The organism is Geodermatophilus sp. CPCC 206100 (genome assembly GCF_048569675.1).
Classification (GTDB): domain Bacteria; phylum Actinomycetota; class Actinomycetes; order Mycobacteriales; family Geodermatophilaceae; genus Geodermatophilus.
Genome location: NZ_JAQISV010000051.1, coordinates 1 through 16,958, shown reverse-complemented (window position 1 = coordinate 16,958; position 16,958 = coordinate 1). Strand labels below are relative to the sequence as shown.

The 16,958-nt window shown below is 71.7% G+C and carries 14 protein-coding genes and 1 pseudogene; 13 read left to right on the top strand and 2 right to left on the bottom strand.

The window, feature by feature from the left end:
- Positions 1 to 183: 183 nt before the first annotated feature.
- The 7 genes from PGN05_RS21190 to PGN05_RS21160 all read left to right on the top strand — a co-directional run bounded on the left by PGN05_RS21190 (position 184) and on the right by PGN05_RS21160 (position 8,472).
- Positions 184 to 1,131 (top strand): glycosyltransferase family 2 protein, encoded by a 948-nt coding sequence (locus PGN05_RS21190; protein WP_419754557.1) that lies wholly within the window; start codon positions 184 to 186, stop codon positions 1,129 to 1,131.
- Positions 1,132 to 1,242: 111 nt separating this feature from the next.
- The gene (locus PGN05_RS21185; protein WP_419754556.1) at positions 1,243 to 2,535 is read left to right on the top strand and encodes a hypothetical protein; all 1,293 of its coding nucleotides are present in this window, start codon (positions 1,243 to 1,245) and stop codon (positions 2,533 to 2,535) included.
- Entirely contained in the window at positions 2,535 to 3,887 is a 1,353-nt protein-coding gene (locus PGN05_RS21180; RefSeq protein ID WP_419754555.1) for an O-antigen ligase family protein, read from the top strand. The genes PGN05_RS21185 and PGN05_RS21180 overlap by 1 nt, the downstream gene beginning before the upstream one ends.
- A gap of 8 nt (positions 3,888 to 3,895) precedes the next feature.
- On the top strand, positions 3,896 to 4,657 hold the full coding sequence (locus PGN05_RS21175) for a WecB/TagA/CpsF family glycosyltransferase (protein WP_419754554.1): 762 nt from the start codon (positions 3,896 to 3,898) through the stop codon (positions 4,655 to 4,657).
- A gap of 81 nt (positions 4,658 to 4,738) precedes the next feature.
- Positions 4,739 to 6,127, top strand: coding sequence for a polysaccharide biosynthesis tyrosine autokinase (locus PGN05_RS21170; protein ID WP_419754553.1), 1,389 nt, complete (start codon positions 4,739 to 4,741; stop codon positions 6,125 to 6,127).
- A 165-nt stretch (positions 6,128 to 6,292) separates the two neighbouring features.
- On the top strand, positions 6,293 to 7,798 hold the full coding sequence (locus PGN05_RS21165) for a sugar transferase (protein WP_419754552.1): 1,506 nt from the start codon (positions 6,293 to 6,295) through the stop codon (positions 7,796 to 7,798).
- Between the two features lie 44 nt (positions 7,799 to 7,842).
- Complete coding sequence (locus tag PGN05_RS21160; protein WP_419754551.1) at positions 7,843 to 8,472, top strand: hypothetical protein; 630 nt, start codon at positions 7,843 to 7,845, stop codon at positions 8,470 to 8,472.
- 11 nt (positions 8,473 to 8,483) lie between these two features.
- Here the strand turns inward: PGN05_RS21160 and PGN05_RS21155 are convergent, their stop codons facing one another.
- Together PGN05_RS21155 and PGN05_RS21150 are read right to left on the bottom strand one after the other, a co-directional pair.
- Entirely contained in the window at positions 8,484 to 9,089 is a 606-nt protein-coding gene (locus PGN05_RS21155) for a hypothetical protein (protein ID WP_419754550.1), read from the bottom strand.
- Between the two features lie 341 nt (positions 9,090 to 9,430).
- Positions 9,431 to 10,504, bottom strand: a complete 1,074-nt coding sequence (locus tag PGN05_RS21150) for an LCP family protein (protein ID WP_419754549.1) — start codon at positions 10,502 to 10,504, stop codon at positions 9,431 to 9,433.
- A gap of 650 nt (positions 10,505 to 11,154) precedes the next feature.
- Here PGN05_RS21150 and PGN05_RS21145 point away from each other — a divergent pair.
- The 6 genes and pseudogenes from PGN05_RS21145 to PGN05_RS21120 all read left to right on the top strand — a co-directional run.
- On the top strand, positions 11,155 to 12,474 hold the full coding sequence (locus PGN05_RS21145) for a UDP-glucose dehydrogenase family protein (protein ID WP_419754548.1): 1,320 nt from the start codon (positions 11,155 to 11,157) through the stop codon (positions 12,472 to 12,474).
- Between the two features lie 80 nt (positions 12,475 to 12,554).
- Positions 12,555 to 12,683, top strand: coding sequence for a hypothetical protein (locus PGN05_RS21140; protein WP_419754547.1), 129 nt, complete (start codon positions 12,555 to 12,557; stop codon positions 12,681 to 12,683).
- A gap of 62 nt (positions 12,684 to 12,745) precedes the next feature.
- A complete protein-coding gene (locus tag PGN05_RS21135) occupies positions 12,746 to 13,573 on the top strand; it encodes a hypothetical protein (RefSeq protein ID WP_419754546.1) in 828 nt (275 codons plus the stop codon).
- A 133-nt stretch (positions 13,574 to 13,706) separates the two neighbouring features.
- Positions 13,707 to 15,005 (top strand): glycosyltransferase family 2 protein, encoded by a 1,299-nt coding sequence (locus PGN05_RS21130; protein WP_419754545.1) that lies wholly within the window; start codon positions 13,707 to 13,709, stop codon positions 15,003 to 15,005.
- A 263-nt stretch (positions 15,006 to 15,268) separates the two neighbouring features.
- Positions 15,269 to 16,591, top strand: a complete 1,323-nt coding sequence (locus PGN05_RS21125) for a histone H1-like repetitive region-containing protein (protein ID WP_419754544.1) — start codon at positions 15,269 to 15,271, stop codon at positions 16,589 to 16,591.
- 162 nt (positions 16,592 to 16,753) lie between these two features.
- Positions 16,754 to 16,958, top strand: a pseudogene (locus PGN05_RS21120) (glycosyltransferase family 2 protein); the annotation flags it as partial.

Sequence of the window (16,958 nt, the reverse complement as noted above, 5' to 3'; positions counted from 1 at the left end):
AGGCATGCGTCATCACGTCCATCGCAGGCGGGATCTGCCTCGGGGATACCGTCGACTCCGGCTACGAACGGATCGGACGCCCACTGTGCGTGGAGCGGTCCGCCGAGTCCGGGTCAGGGGCTTCGCTGCGTCGAGAGCCGGCGAGACCAAGAATCGTCATGCGGTCAAGAGAGGGGGACATCTGTGCAGCGCCCGGACATCGCCGTGGTCATCCCGACGCGAGGGCGTCCCGACGTCGTCAAGCGGGCGGTGTTCAGCGTGCTCTCGCAGACCTTGATGCCGACCGAGGTGTGGGTCGTCATCGACGGCCCGGACCCGGCTACCGCGGAGGCGCTCGGCGCAGGGGGAGACGACCGGGTGCACGTGCTCGCGCTGGACACCAACCGTGGTGCCTCGGCGGCTCGGAATGCAGGGGTCGCGGCGGCACGCAGCGAGTGGGTCGCATTCCTCGACGACGACGACGAGTGGCTGCCCGAGAAGTTGGAGCGCCAGTGGGCGGTCGTCCAGCGCTGTGCGGCCAGGGACCACACCCTCTTCGCGACCGCGGTCGAGTGGCGGGTGGATGAGTCGTCGCAGGTCTACCCGCGTCGCGCCATCTCCCCCCATGAGCGTGTCGCCGACTACCTCTTCGTGCGGACCCAGCCAGGCGAGGGGATGCTCGCCGTCCCGACGCTCATGCTCAAGCGCGCCTTGGCAGCGGCCCATCCCCTTCCTCAGGGCCTGCCAACCCATGAGGAGTTCGACTGGTTCCTGCAGTTGGAGGCGGCTGGCGCGGGCTTCGAGGTCCTGCTCGACCCTGTCGTCATCGTCCACGCTCCGAGCAGCAGGATCTCGGTGTCGACGACGTCGACGTGGCACATGTCCCTCGGGTGGGCCCTTCTCCGTCGGAAGGAGTTGGGGAAGCGGGCCTTCGGCGCGTTCTGTCTGACCGAGGTGGCTCGGAGCGCCAAGCGGGAAGGGGGGCTGGCCCTGCTCGTGGGAATTCTGGCCATGGCCCGGACGGGCACCGTCCGGCCCTTCGAAGTCGCCCGCTTCTTCGCCATCTGGTTCGTGCCGGACGCGCTGCGGCGCCGGGCCGACCTCGGGCTGGGGCGCCTCCGGCGTCGACCTGCCACTCGCGGTGCTCGGTGAGCCGACCCGACCGCAGTTCGGCCGCGGGACAGTCACCTCGTCGGTGTCGCAGCAGCACGTCGATCGGCGGCTCCGGCGGCCGTGATCTCGGACCGCAGGAGGACCCTGACCGTGGCTAGTCGGTCGGGGACGCTCTGGCGTCTCACGCTGGGAATCGGAGACTCGGCGCTGCCCAGCGTCGGCAACCTCGGCATCAGTGTCGTGGCTGCGCACTCGATGACCATCCCTGGATTCGGTGCCTTCACCACGATCCTGCTCCTGCTGATCCTGGCGGTCGGGCTCTCGAGAGCTGCACATGGTGACGTCCTCGTCCTCAGAGCTGCTGAGTCACCGGACGTCCGAGCGAGGGACCGGCGCGACTCGACCACCTCTGTGCTGGTCCTGGGTGCGTGCGTCGGGGTCCTGACCATGCTCTGCGGACTGGCGCTGAGACAGAGCGGGGGCGATGGCGACTGGGTGGCAGTGGTCGTGGCCGGGGGTGCGGTTCTGCCGGTGGTCCTGCTCCAGGACCACTATCGATGGATCGCGTACGCGCAGGGTCGTATAGCGGACTCACTACTGAACAACCTCTGCTGGGTCGCAACGGGGATCGCGGGCATGCTGGTCGTCCTGCAGGCGCAGGACGGCCCGATGGGCGCGCACGTCGGAGTCCTGGTGTGGGGACTCGCTGCCGTCCCTGCGGTGGTCGTCGGAGCATGTCGTGCGCACTGTCCGCCGCGCCCGGGCCGCCCAGGCAGGTGGCTCAGCGACAACCGGCGGCTGGCGTTCGCGTTGGTCCAGGACTTCGGGCTGCTCCAGGCGTCGGCTCAGGGGGCCCTGGTGCTCCTGGCGGCTCTCACGTCGACGACCGATCTGGCCTACCTGCGCAAGGCACAGATCTGGATGGGGCCGGTGACGATGGTGACCACTGGCCTCCTGTCGACGCTGCAGTCGCTGCTCGCCCGCAGGCATGGCGGGAAGCCCGTTGACGTAGCCCGCCTGGCCGGCACCATCGCGGCTGTCGCGACGGTCGGAGCACTCCTGTACGGGAGCGCCGTCTTCCTGTTGCCGGCGAACTGGGCGGGGCTGCTCGCCGGCGAGGGATGGGAGCAGGCGCGCCCGTTCGTCTGGCCCCTGGCTGTGCAGTTGGCCGGCGGTATAGCGGGCGGTTGCCTGGGCATAGCGCTGCGGGTGCTCGGTGAGGTGCAGCGCCAGGTGCGCTTCCGGTACCTGATCGCACCCCTGTCTCTCGCCCTGGTGGCGGTGGCGGCCGGTGTCAGTGGAGCACTCGCCGCAGTCTGGGCGCTGGCGGCGATCTCCGTCGCGACCGCCGTCCTGTGGTTGCTCCTCCTGGCCCGAGTGGTCGGGACGAGCCTCCGTGGAGGCGCTCGGAGCCCCCGCGAGTCGACGCTGGAGCGGTCGTAGTGGCGGCGGCCGGCTCCTCCAAGCAGCCCGTCGAGAGGACGTCTGAGTTCCTCTTCGCCGCCTACCTCACCGCTGTGGCGGCCACGCCCTATCCGGGCAGCTACTGGACTCTGCTCGTGCTCTCTGCGGCGGTTCTGTGCCAAGCCGCTTCGACTGATGCGCCGATGTACGTCAGCCGTTCCCTCATCGTCGTGTTGGGCTGGTTCTCCGCGTCGGTCCTGTGGTCGATCGCGCCATCGTTGACCGCGCGCAACACGTTCCTCACGGTTCTCATCACCGTCGCTGCCGCTGTCATGACCCGGGTGGTCGGGGCCCGCGGCTCCCTTCGTGCACTGATGTCGGCCGGGAAGGCCCTCCTCGTGCTGAGTTGGGCGGTCTACTGGGTGGCGCCCCAGATCGGCCGAACTCAGGACGTGTATCAGACCGGCGCCTTCGAAGGGGTCTTCGTCCAGCGCAACGTCGCCGCCTTCTTCTGCGTCATCCTCGTCATCACCTTCTTCGTGGCGGCGACCGACGCCGCCTCCACCGGCGAGCGCTGGCGGCACGTGACGTGGGCTCTCCTAGCGCTCGGGACGTTGCTCTCCACCCAGAGCGGCACCGGCCTGGCTGTCGTTCTCGTGTCGTCCGCAACGACGTTGGCTCTCATCGTCGCTTCGCGGGCCAAGACGGCTGGTCGGCGCCGCTTCCTGGTCGGAGGGGCGCTCATCCCGCCGGCCGCGCTCGCCCTGTGGCTGCCGTTCAACCTCGATGTCGTCAGCCAACTGTTCGGCCGGGACCCGACTCTGACCGGGCGCAGCGTCATCTGGGCCATCGTCGAGCGCTACGTGGCCGAGTCCCCGTGGTTCGGACACGGTTTCGGTGCCCTGTGGGTGGGTGGTGTGCCGCTGACCGACACGATGTGGGTCCAGGCCGGGTTCCCCTTCTACCACGCGCACAGTGCGTACCTGGATCACCTGGCGCAGGTGGGGATCGTCGGGCTGGTCCTCGTTCTCCTGCTCCTGATCGGGGCCACCGGGCGGGCCGCCCACCAGGTGGTGGGATCGGCCAGCGTCCTGGCGATGTGGCCGGCCGGTGTCTCGATGTGCCTGCTGTTCTACGCGATCGACGAGCAGTCGTTCGCATCGCAGTTCGGCTGGGTCCTCGTGGTCATGGTGTCGACGATGGTCGCGGCCGAAGCAACCGGCGGAAGTGAACCGGGGACCCGAGCAGAGCCCAGGGCAGGCGAACCCAGAGCGGCATCCGGCCGGTCATCCGCTGGCGCGATCCCTGGCCGGCGAGCCATGCGAGCGAGGGGTGTCCGCGTCCGCGACCGTAGGCAGCCCCGAGACGAGCGGATCGCGGCCGGGAGATGAGGAACTTCGTGATCGACGTCGTCGATGTCGGCCCGTTTCGTGTGGTCGACGCGCGCAGGGATGAACTCACGCGCGACCTGGTGCAGGCATGGGTGCGCCGGGCCGCCCCGATCCGGGTGTTCTCCCTGCACGTGGGGGGCCTGAACCTGCGCCGAGATGCGGCCTTCGTCGACGCCGTGAACCAGGCGGAATGGCTCTGTGCCGACGGTGCGGCCGTGGTGCTCGTGGCGCGTTTGGCCGGCTCGAATCGGATCGAGCGGGCGCCCACGACCGACCTCGCGCACGCGGTCCTGCGGGAACTGCGGTCCGTCGCTGGTAGGACGGTGACCTTCGGCGTCATCGGTGGCCCTGAGGGCCTGGCCGACCGTGCAGCTGAGCGCCTGACGGAGTTTCACGACGCACGATGCGTCGTGTCGAGCCACGGGTACCGATCGAACTGGCAACCCGTGCTGGACGTGCTGGCCCAGGAGCAGCCCGACGTCGTCTTCGTCGGGATGGGGATGCCCAAGGAGGCACTGTGGGTCACCGAGAACCTGCCGTCGTTGCCTCCCAGCCTCTATCTGACCTGCGGAGGTTGGTTCGGGTTCCTCGTGGGGGACGAGTCACGAGCGCCAGCGGCGGTGCAACGCTTCGGAGGCGAGTGGCTGTGGCGCGCCGCGCAGTCCCCTCGTCTGTTGCCCAGGTACGCCCGAGGCGTGGTCACCACGATCGGACTGCTGCCGGGCGCCGTGGGAGCGCGTCGGAGAACCAAGAAGGCTCGAGTCCGATGACGGTGTGGTCGTGATGTGTTCCGTGTGCGGCAGGCGATGCCTCCACGTCGTCCAGGAGACGGCGCAGGGCGGAGAACGGGGATGGTCGTGGATCTGAGAAGTGTCTTCACCGCGCTTCGAGTCAGGTGGTGGATGGTCGGTCTCGGCCTCGCAGTCGGCGTGGTGTCCGCCGTCGTCGTGAGTCTGGCGGCGACCCGCCAGTACACGACGGACATGCAGTTCTTCGTCAGCACGACCGACTCCGGCTCCACGACGGAGGTCTTCCAGGGAAGTCAGTTCGCGCAGCAACGCGTGGCGTCTTACTCGGAGTTGCTGCAGGGGGACCTGCTGGCAGGGCGCATCGTGGATGAACTCGACCTGGACGAGACGACGGAGTCGTTGCGGAGCCGAATCGAGGCGGCGCCTGTGCCGGAGACGGTGCTGATCGAGGCGTCCGTGACGGACGAGTCGGCAGAACAGGCGCAGCGCATCGCCGAGACCCTGGCGGCGCAGTTCGTCGACCTCGTCGAGGAGCTCGAGACTCCCGCCAACGCGACGGAGTCCACGGTTCGAGTCGCGCTCACCGACAGCCCCGGCATACCCGCCCGTCCCAGCGAGCCCAACCCGCTGCGCAACATCGCTCTGGGTCTGGCGTGCGGGCTCTTGGCGGGTGCCCTCGCGGCAGTTGGTCGCGAGTACTTCGATCGTTCGGTCAAGCAGCCGGACGAGGTCGTGGCGCTGACCGGCGTTCCGGTCATCGGCACCGTGCTCCGCAGCGAGGCGCTCGAGAAGAACCAGACCATCGATCGCATGGGCGAGGGGCGAGGCGTCGAGGACTACCGCCAGCTGCGCACGAATCTGCAGTTCCTCGACGTCGATGAACCTCCGAAGGTCATCATGATCTCGAGCGCCATGCCGTCGGAGGGCAAGACCACGGCGGTCGTCAATCTCGCGCTCGCACTCGCCGATTCGGGACGCCGGGTCACCGTCATCGAGGCGGACCTGCGCAGGCCCAAGGTCACGCGTTACCTGGGTCTCGTGGGCGATGTGGGCCTCACGAACATCCTCGCCGGCACTGCGGACCTCGAGGACGTGGTGCAGCGGTACGGGGACAGGGACCTGCGAGTGGTGGCCTCCGGACCCATGCCCCCGAACCCCGGTGAAGTGCTGGCCTCCAGCCACATGCTGTCCTTGCTGGACAAACTCCGGGGCGACAACGACTTCGTGCTCGTCGACGCGCCGCCACTCCTGCCGGTCGCAGACACATCCGGCCTGGCCGTGTCGATGGACGCTGTGCTGCTGTCCGTTCGCTACGGGAGCACTCGAAAGGACCAGTTGCAGCAGGCCGCCGCCACTCTCGACCGTGTCGGCGCGAGACATCTCGGAGTCATCCTCAGCATGGTCCCTCCGAAGACAGAACTCGCGTCTGCCTATGGATACGGACCGGCCTACGGCCAGGGGCGCCACTCTGCGGCAGGTCCGTCAAGGTGAGTCATGTCATGGCCTCGAGGGCGAGTCGGCCCCCAGGCGAGCCTGGTGAGTCTCGTGGTGTGTCCGGTAGCTTTCTCGTGACCGGTAGAACCACTGAGTTCCTGGTCGTCTGATCGCTCATCGAGGTACGGGGCCTCGATGTCTCTGCGGGGGTCTCCTATTTCCATGCTCGAGGAGCGTGACGGTTCAGTCCGTCACGCTGCGCAGCGGCAGGCTTTCTCTGCGCGTTTTCCGGCCTCCCGCCTGCGGGGCGAGGGCACCGTGGCGCGGCGCGCGTGGCGGCGTGAGTACGTCCGTCGCATCGTGGGCGTGGATGCTCTGTGCGCGCTCGTCGCTGGAGCCGTCGGCTATGTGGTCCGGTTCGGCCCGCCCGGCGTCGCCACCGAGGACGTCTCCCTCGCCGTCGCTCTCGCACTGCCCGTCATCTGGGTCGCGGCGATGCTGGTTGCCCGGACCTACGAGGAGCGCTATCTCTGGGTGGGTCCCGAGGAGTTCCGCAGGGTCCTCTCCGCGGCCGCCCTCCTGCTCGCGACCGTCGGGACCGTCTCGTGGGCCTTCAAGCTCGAGGTCGCACGGGGCTTCGTGGTCCTGGCCCTCCCCATGGCGGCCATGCTCACGCTGCTCCAGCGGTTCACGCAGCGGCGGTGGCTGCATCGTCAGCACAGGCACGGGCGTTTCCAGCAGACCACGCTCCTCGTGGGACACCGCGCAGGCGTGGAGGCCCTCCACGCCCAGATCGACCGGGACGCCCATCACGGGTACCGCGTGATCGGTTGCGCTCTGCCGCGGGCGGATGGCGCGGACGCCGAGGTCTTCGACGGTTTGCCCGTGCTCGGTGGCTTCGACGAGCTGGTGGACCTGGTCCACCGCTACGAGGTGGACACCGTCGCGGTCCTGCCATCGCCCGAGCTGGACGGACCCGCCCTCCGCCGGCTCGGGTGGGGCCTCGAGGACACCCGCGCAGAGTTGTTGCTGGCGCCGGCCGTGACGGAGGTCGTCGGGCCTCGAGTGAGCATCCGTCCCGTTGCGGGACTCCCTCTCCTGCACGTCGAGCGACCGGAACTGACTGGTGTGCGACGGCTGACCAAGGAGGCCTTCGACGCCGGCAGTGCGGCGATCGGGATCCTGTTCCTCGCCCCTGTCCTCGTGACCATTGCGTCGATCATCAAGCTCACCAGCCGCGGACCGGTGTTCTTCAAGCAGGAGCGGGTCGGCCGGGACGGTCGGACCTTCTCGATGCTGAAGTTCCGCAGCATGGTCGTCGGGGCCGACAGGATGGTCGAGGACCTCGCCGATCGGAGTGATGGGAACGGGGTCCTCTTCAAGAAGAAGGACGACCCGCGAGTCACCGCGATCGGCAGGATCCTCCGGCGGTACTCCCTGGACGAGCTGCCCCAGCTCATCAACGTCGTCCGTGGCGAGATGTCCCTCGTCGGCCCGCGACCCCCGTTGCAGACCGAGGTCGATCAGTACGGCTTCGACATGCACCGGCGCTTCCTCGTGAAGCCGGGTCTGACCGGTCTCTGGCAGGTCAGCGGTCGGTCGGACCTCTCCTGGGACGATTCGGTCCGCATCGACGTCCGATACGTCGAGAACTGGTCGCTGACGTTCGACTTCATGATCCTGTGGAAGACCGCAGGCGCCGTCCTCCGTGGAGCCGGCGCGTACTGAGCAGCGACAATGGCCTGGTGGCCCGTCGTAGGTCTGGTCAGGACGTGTTCACCGTTCTGCTGGTGTGCACCGGGAACATCTGTCGGTCGGCTCTGGCCGAGCGACTGGGCCGTGCGTACCTCGACGAGGTCATGCTCGACGACTCCCACCTCGTTCGCTTGAGCAGTGCCGGGGTGCACGCGGTGGTGGATTCTGCGATGCACCCGTTCAGCGCGCTCGTCCTGCGCGGTCTGGGTGGGGATTCCGAGGGCTTCCGCGCCCGGCAGTTCGTCGGCGACATGGCCGCTCAGGCCGATCTGACGCTCACCATGACGCGTCGACACCGTCGCGAGGTGCTCGAGAGCGCCCCCCGGTCGTTCGCGCGGACGTTCACCCTCCGCGAGGCCGCCGACCTCGCTCGACTCGTCGAGAAGGGGCCGAGGATCGGCGGGGACGGACTCGCGGAGCGGGCTCACAGGTACGTCCGCGAGCTCGCTGCGGCTCGGTCGCGCAGGAAGAGCGGGGTCGAGGACGACATCCGAGATCCGATCGGCCTCAGTCTCCAGGTCCACGAGGAGGTGGGCGAGGAGATCGCCGTGGCCTTGCTCGGGGTCCTCGGGGGGATCGCGGCCTTGCGTGCCGATGCTGTCCCATCCCGAGGTCGGAGAGCGCTGACGTCGGCCCGTCGCACCTGACCGTGCGGCCGTCAGACGGGTTCGGGCGTCCGCAGCTCACTCCGGACGCTGGTGAAGAGAACGTCTGCGAGCGGGCGCAGGGCCGTGGCCACCCTGACCGCGACGGAGTCGTGCATCGCAGCGGTCTTGCCCACGGGATCAGGTGTGTCGTCCTGGTCGGACGTGGTCCGTCCCGCTCGGGCCACGTCGAGGCGACGACCGAGCTCCCTGGCTCGTGAGGTGAGGGGCATGAGGGCGAGCCCCGTCCGGTCGGCGTGCGAGAGCAGAGCGGCAGCCTCCGTCAGCGTGAAGGTCCGACGCAGACCCCGCGGCACCGCCCTGAGCACCGCACTGCGCTGATCGCGCGTCATGGTGAACACCAGGTCGGCATCCTCGGCCAGCTCGGACGAGAAGGGGCGCGACCGGAAGACCGGGTGGGGAGCCTCGTGACGGCGGAGGGCCTCCGCAGCGTGCGGATCCATCTCACGTCCCGGCACAGCGGCCAGGCCGGCACTGGAGATGTCGACCACAGCCAGTTCGGGGCTGTTCGCCAGCGACTCCCGCGCCCATGCGAGGGCCAGGCCCTCGGCGAGCGGAGAACGACAGAGGTTGCCCGTGCAGACGAACAGGATGCGCACGTCACGACGCTAGAGGCGTGCCCTGGCGATCGAGGCCCTTGCGCGGACCGAGTGACCCGAGCGGGTGAGGCGGACCCGTGGCCGGCGGTCAGGAGCGGGACGAACCGGGCCGCATGGTCGGACGCAGCCCACCACGGACGTGTTCGAGCCGCGTGTGCAGGACCGTCAGGGCGGCCGCAGCCAGGACAGGACCGTGCTCACCGAGCCAGATGTCCACGGACAGCCACGTCGACCCGATCAGGAAGTCCACGGCTGCATCTTCCGTCGTGTCCAAGGGCTCGGCGCGCGTGGCTGTGCCCACGTGGCTGCCGTGAGCGGTGAGCCCAGTGGAAGGGCAGCGCTCAGCGGGGGACGTCGGGAAGGGCCTGGTCGGCGAACTCGGCGGCGTTCTGGGACAGCGAGTCGTTCTGCAGGTAGGTCCACATGCGCTCGCACGTGACGTCGTCGAGGTAGACGACGCTGGCCGGCCCCTCCATGCCGGTCCCGAGAACCGGCGCGGTGAAGAAGTCCACGTTCTCCGGGTTCAGGCCGCGCAGCGAGTAGGCCAGGGACAGCATGTCGCCGTTGCCCAGCCCCTCGTCGACGGCGACCGCACTGGTGACGGCCCGCAGGGCGGCGTCCATCCGGCCGGGGTCGCTGAACGTGTCGGAGCTGAACAACTGGCCGAACAGCGCCTGCAGGTACTGCTGCTGCCGGCGCACCCGGTCGAAGTCGCCACCCGGGAGGCCGTAGCGCTGGCCGAGGTACCACCGCGCCTCGTCGCCGTCGAGGTGGTTGACGCCGGCCGGGAAGGAGTACGGGCCGTTGCTCGTCGTGGCCGCGACCACGACGTCAACCCCGCCGAGGTCGTCGGTGACCTGGACGATCCCCTGGAAGTCGATGGCGACGTAGTGGTCGATCCGGACGCCGGTGAGCTGCTCGACGGTCTGGATGAGCAGCGTCGGTCCGCCGAGGGCGTACGCGGCGTTGATCTTGTCGCGGCCGTGGCCGGGGATGTCCACCCACGAGTCCCGCGGGATGGAGACCAGCTGCGCGTGCTCCCGGTCCGCCGAGAAGCGGGCGATCATGATCGCGTCGGAGCGGCCGCCCGTGGCCACGCCGTCGTCGGCCGTCGCCCGGGTGTCGGAGCCGACGAGGAGGAACGTGGCCGGCTCGGCGCTCGCCTCCTGCGCGGGGGTGGCCGGCGCCGGTCGAGACCCGTCCTCGAGTCCGTGGAAGACGTCGGAGACGCGGGTGATGTTGCCGGCGTACCGCTCGGTGAGGAACCAGAGGCTGCCGCCGGCCAGCAGGGCGAGCACGAGCCCGAGGACCCCCAGGCTGATCAGCGCCTTGCGCAGCGTGCGGCGCCGTCGGGGGAGCGGCGGAGCCGCGTCGTCGGCCTGCTCGTCCGGCCCCGCCGTCGTGATCGCGCTCATCGGTCCCCCGTCCACCTGCCCGTGCGGCCGAACGTAGGGACGGCGACGTGCGGGGACGAGCCCCTGCTACCCGCAGGGGTGAGCTGTCCGCCCAGGTGACGAGGGGGTACGGGGCGAGGGCAGGGCGGGCGTCGGCGCCGGGGACGAGAGGGCCGGCTCCGGCTCCCTGCGGTCGGCCAGGCGGATGCCCCGGCCGACGACCAGGGCCCCGGCCAGCGCGAGGAGGCACCACGCCGCCACGGCCAGCAGGATCCCGGTCACGAGGTCAGTACACCGGGTCGACCTGTGACCTGGCTGTCCCCAATCCGGGGGACCTGTGACACGGAGGGGTTGCCAGGCGTTCCGTCGCAGGCTGTGCGACTTCCGTCGCGGTGCGAGTACGGGGCAGGATGGGGTCGTGCCCACCCCGCTCCGCACTCGACCGCGCGCGACCGCGCGCGGTCACTGGCACCGGTTTCGCTGGGTCGGCGAGGACGCGTTCAGCTCCGCCAGCCTCTACGCCTGCCGCTGCGGTGTCGTCCGTCCCGGTCTCTGACCTCGGTCGGGTTGACGGATCCCCTCAAATTGTGGGATGGCTCGGGCGCCGTCCCCGCCCGTAACCTGCGACTTCCGGCATCGGCGCCGGGAAGTGTCCCGGGAGTGGGGAGTCCATGAGGATCTCGGTCATCGGCTGTGGCTACCTCGGTGCCGTGCACGCGGCGTCGATGGTCGAGCTCGGCCACGAGGTCGTCGGCATCGACGTCGACGCCGCGAAGGTGACGGCGCTGTGCCACGCCACCACGCCGTTCTACGAGCCCGGCTTCGACGAGCTGCTCGCCCGCTCCCTGGCCACCGGCCGGCTGGACTTCAGCACCGACATCGCCGACGCCGCCGGCGCGACCGTCCACTTCCTCTGTGTCGGCACCCCGCAGAAGCACGGTGAGTACGCCGCCGACCTGCGCTACGTCGACGCGGCCGCCGAGTCGCTGCTCCAGGTGCTCGAGCCCGGGGACCTCGTCGTCGGCAAGTCCACGGTGCCCGTGGGGACGGCGGCGCGGCTGGCGGAGATGGTGGGGGAGAAGGTCCCCGACGCGCTGCTGGCGTGGAACCCGGAGTTCCTGCGCGAGGGCTTCGCCGTGCACGACACGCTGCACCCGGACCGGCTGGTGTACGGCCTGCCCGAGGCGCCGGCCGGGGAGACCGCCGAGCGGCTGCTGGACGAGGTGTACGCCCCGATCGTGGCCCGCGGGACGCCGAAGGTGACCACCGACTACGCGACCGCGGAGATGGTGAAGACCGCGGCCAACTCGTTCCTGGCCACGAAGATCAGCTTCATCAACGCGATGGCCGAGCTGTGCGAGGCCACCGGCGCGGACGTGAAGCTGCTGGCCGACGCGATCGGCTACGACGACCGGATCGGGCGCAAGTTCCTCAACGCCGGCCTGGGGTTCGGCGGGGGCTGCCTGCCCAAGGACATCCGGGCGTTCATGGCGCGGGCCGGGGAGCTGGGTGCCGATCAGGCGCTGACGTTCCTGCGCGAGGTGGACAACATCAACATGCGCCGGCGGATCCGGATGGTGGAGCTGGCCCGCGAGGTCTGCGACGGGTCGCTGCTGGGCAAGCGGGTGGCGGTGCTGGGGGCGGCGTTCAAGCCCGACTCCGACGACATCCGGGACAGCCCGGCGCTCAACGTGGCCGCGCAGCTGCAGCTGCAGGGCGCCGTCGTCCGCGTCACCGACCCGGCCGCCATCGCCAACTCGCAGCGGGAGTGGCCGCACCTGGACTACGCGGCGACGCCCGAGGAGGCCGCCGAGCGGGCCGACCTGGTCCTCCTGCTCACCGAGTGGCAGCAGTACCGCGACCTCGACCCGGTCGCCTTCGGCAAGGTCGTGGCCCGGAAGCGCGTGCTGGACGGCCGCAACGCCCTCGACCGCGAGGCCTGGACCGCGGCCGGCTGGAGCTACCGGGCACTCGGCCGCCGCGCGGGCTGAGTCCCAGGTCACGTTCCCGGGTGGTACCGACCGGCACGCCCCCTGCCGATGTCGGAGGCGTGGGGATCCTGGTGGCTGTCGTGACCGTGTGGGCTGTGCTGGCCGTGCTCCTGGCCGTCGTGCTCGGCCGCGGCATCCGGCTGGCCGACGTCCGCTCCGGCGTCGACGCACCCCTGACGACCGCGGCCCTCGGCACCGCCCGCTCCTGAGCCGTCACCCGGTCGGGTGACCAGGGGTCACGGCGGGCGGCGCTGCTGCCGATGACGAACCCGTGTGGTTCTGGATCATCGGGGGACTGATCGTCTGGGCGCTCGTCGCGCTCGCCGTGGGAGTGGTCGTCGGCCGCGGGATCCGCCTGGCCGACGCCCGCGCCGGCCTGGCGCCGGCCGGCGCGGTCGAGCCGCGCACCGCCCGCCGCCGGATCCCCCTCCCGCCGCTCGGCGTCGGGCTCGCCGCCGCCGCGGTCCTCCTCGAGGCCACCGGCTACGTCACCCACCTCACCGGCGCCAGCGGCACGGCCGCCCGCGTCCTCTCGATGGACGCCCCCTACTCGATGCCGCGCGCCTTCGTCGCCGCGCTCTTCGCCGCGGCCGCCGTGGCCGCTCTCGCCGGCGCCGCCCGCATCCCCGGCCGCCGCACCTGGTGGGCCGCCGTCGGCGTCGTCGCCGGCGCGATCGCGCTGGTCAAGGCGGGCAGCACCGTGCACGCCGAGGGCATGAGCCGGCTCTCCGGCGCGATCGGCCCGATCAATGCCACCGTGGTCAGCGCCGCGATCGCCGGCGGCGCGCTCGCCGTCCTCGCCTTCGTCAGCCGGGCCGAGCGCCGCGACCGGCGCCGCGTGCTCGGCTGCCTCGCGGCCTACGCCCTCGCCTCCGTCGGCCTCTCGGCGGTCTCGACCGTCGTCGCCGAGCAGTGGGTCCTGCCCGCGACCTTCCTCGAGGAGTCGATGGAGGCCCTCGCCGGCGTCGCCTTCCTCGTCGCCGTCCTCGTCGGCGTCGCGCCGCGCCTGGTGCTGCCCGCCTCGTGGCGGCTGCGCCGGGTGGCGGACGAGGCCACTCTCGACGTCCCCGAGCGGCTGCCCGGGATCGCCCGCGGCTGACCTCGCGGGGGTGTGAGGTCGGTGACACCATCGTCGGGGAGTAGTTGAGCTCCGCAACCCCGCCTACCGTCGGGGTGGAGCGACGGCGCTCTCCCGACGAGAGGTCCGGCCAGGACCAGTGAGGGGGTGCCCCGTGCGCCTGCCCGCCGAGGACGTCACCGGCACGTGGTGCTGCGAGCTCGAGCTCTCCGGGAACGCTCCGCCGCGGGCGGTCACCCCGTCGTCCGGGCAGCACGAGGCGCGGGTCCTCGTCCGGTTGCACGGCGAGCCGCTGGGCTACCTGGAGGCGCCGCTGCCGGCCATGGGCCTGGACGTCGACGCCGTCGTGCGCCGCGCCGCCGCGGAGTTCGCCCCGCGCATCGCCGCCCACCTCGCCGAGGAGTCGCTCCCGGTGCAGGAGCGCCCCGCCGCCGCGGGCGAGGGCTGCCCGAACCGGGTGGTCTCCGACGAGCTCGTCACCGTCGTCGTCTGCACCCGCGACCGCAGTCCGGTCCTGGCCTCCTGCCTGGAGCACCTGCAGCAGCTGACCCACCCGGCCGTCGACGTCCTCGTCGTGGACAACGCCCCCTCCGACGAGAGCACCCACCGCCTCGTCGCCGCGGTGGCCGCCCGCGACCCGCGCGTGCGCTACACCCGGGAGCCGCGTCCCGGCCTGTCCTACGCGCGCAACCGCGGCCTGGCCGAGGCGCGCGGGCGCTACGTGCTGTTCACCGACGACGACGTGTCGGTCGACCCTCTGTGGGTGCAGGGGGTGCTCAAGGGCTTCCGGCGGCGGGACGACGTCGCCTGCGTGACCGGCCTGGTGTGCACCGCGGACATCTCCAGCGCCGCCGAGGCGTACTTCGACGCCCGCGCCGCCGCGTGGTCCTCCCGCACCGAGCCCCGGCTCTACGACCTGGCGGAGGACCGGGACCCCTCGGCGCTGTACCCCTACAGCCCCGGGCTGTTCGGCACCGGCGCCAACTTCGCGTTCGACCGCGACCACCTGCGCGCCCTCGGGGGCTTCGACGAGGCGCTCGGCGCGGGCACGCGCACTCGCGGCGGGGAGGACATCGACGTCTTCGTGCGGGTGCTGCGCAGCGGTCGCGCCCTCGTCTACGAGCCCTCCGCGATCGTGTGGCACCACCACCGGGCGGACGACGCCGCGCTGCTCACCCAGATGTACGGCTACGGCACCGGCCTGTCGGCCTTCGTGGCCAAGTACCTGTTCGCCTCGGAGACCCGCGGGGAGGTGCTGCGCCGGGTGCTGGCCGGTGCCCGGCGGCTCGTCACGATCCCCACGGACGCCGGTGAACGGATGGGCGACCAGACCGCCCGGCCGGACGGGGCGCGCCGCCGCGAGCTGTTCGGAGTGGCCGTCGGCCCGCTGCTGTACCTGGGGGCGCTCCGGGACCGGCGCCGTCGTCGGGCGGAGGACCGCGCCGCCGCCTGACCCCCGAGCCGGGTGCTTCGTTCCTGCTCGCCTGACCTGCGGGGTCTGTGCGCAGCGTCACGATCGCGGCAGGAAGCGGCTGCTCAGACGGCGGGAGCGACTACGCACCGTGAGACACGCCGGTGCGTCCCGCGAGACCGCTGCTGAATCGGTTGCCGCAGCCCGTCACTCCCCGGAGGGTCGTCCGGGTGACCTCAGGCCAGACGCCAGGTCACCAGCCATGTCGCCGTCCGTGCGGGCGTGGCGGGGGAGCAGTGGACCGGATGAGCGGGAGCCCGGGAGGGGCGGTCGGCCTCGCCGAGCCGTGCCCTCGGCCTGCGCCCCACCGCTCCCGCACCCGCCGGCTGTTCCTGAGCCTGCTGTTCGCCGCCGGCCTGTGGACGCTCCTGGTCGTCGTGGCGGACACGGCGCGAGCCGAGGCCCCCGCGCAGCCCGCCGCCGTCGGCGAGCAGGGCTCGCCCGGCGCCGACGACCGGGGGTCGCAGGGCGGCGACCCGGCCGAGGAGCCCGGGTCCCAGGACGGGCCTCCGGTGGCCTGCACCGACGACGAGGTCCCGGCCGAGGACCCCGACGGCGTCCTCCCGTTCGTCTGCGTGCCCGTGACCTCGTCGGACGACGAGCCCGGCCCACCTCCGGCCGAGGAGCCGCGGAGCCCGGCCGTCGAGCAGCCCGCGGCCGACCCCGTCGTGCCCGTCCCGGCCCCTCCCGCGCCGGCGACCCCGTCGGCCGACCAGGTCGCCGCGGCGGAGAAGACCGCCGCCGAGAAGGCCGCTGCGGACAAGGCGGCCGCCGAGAAGGCCCTCGCGGACAAGGCGGCGGCCGACAAGGCGGCAGCGGACAAGGCCCTCGCGGACAAGGCGGCGGCCGACAAGGCGCTCGCGGACAAGGCCGCCGCGGACAAGGCCCTCGCGGACAAGGCGGCGGCCGACAAGGCCCTCGCGGACAAGGCGCTCGCGGACAAGGCAGCGGCCGACAAGGCCCTCGCGGACAAGGCAGCGGCCGAGAAGGCCGCCGCCGACCAGCTGGCGACCCAGCAGGTCGGGGCGGCGGCGGAGGCGCTCGCGGGCGACAAGGCGGGCCAGCAGCCGGCCGTCGTCACCGAGGACGTCCCCACGGTCGTCGCCGTCACCTGCCCGCAGCCCCCCGCCGCCCCGCAGCCGCTCGGCTCGCCTGCGGTCGCCGACGCCGACCCCCGGGCCGGGCCGGCTCCCGCGGCCGACGCTGACAGCGGTGCGCCCGCGCCCGCCCCGGTGGCCCGTGCGGCCGCCGTCGCACCCCCGGGCCCGCCGCCGGCCGTCGTCGCCGACGTGCAGGACGTGCCGGTCAACGTCCCCAGCCCGGTTCCGCCCGTCGCGCCGCCGCCGGCACCACCGGCGGCTCCTCCGGCGGCTCCGTGCAGCACCACGGCGGCCTCGGGCACCTACGCGTCCGGTTCCGGGCAGCAGAACGGCCAGTCGGCTCTGCCGGCCGCCATCCTGGGCGCCGAGATCGCCGTCCTCCCGGTCGGGACCCCCGCCCTCCCCTGGGTGGATGTCCCCACGACGGTCGTCGGCGGGGCCGACGATCCGGGCAGCAGCCCCGACTGAACTCGTCCTCCTCCGGCTGAGCGCGGGTGCCCCGAGCACCCCTGGAGCGCCGAGCCGAGGTCCCCGCGCGCCTGGCCACCGGCCGTCGCGCACCCCCGACAGGTCGTCATCGACGTCCACGGACGTCGTCATCACTGCAGCGCACGACTCGAGGACTGAGGAATGAGAGAAGTGAAGAGCAGCGTCATCGACGTCCGGCCTTCGGCCGAGGTCGTCCAGCACCCCCGCGCCCACACCGGCCCGGTCCGCACCACGGCGCCGCGCGTGAGCGTCGTGGTCCCCACCTTCAACGAGGCCAAGAACCTGCCGCACGTGTTCGCCCTCATCCCCGAGGACGTGCACGAGGTGATCGTGGTCGACGGCCGCA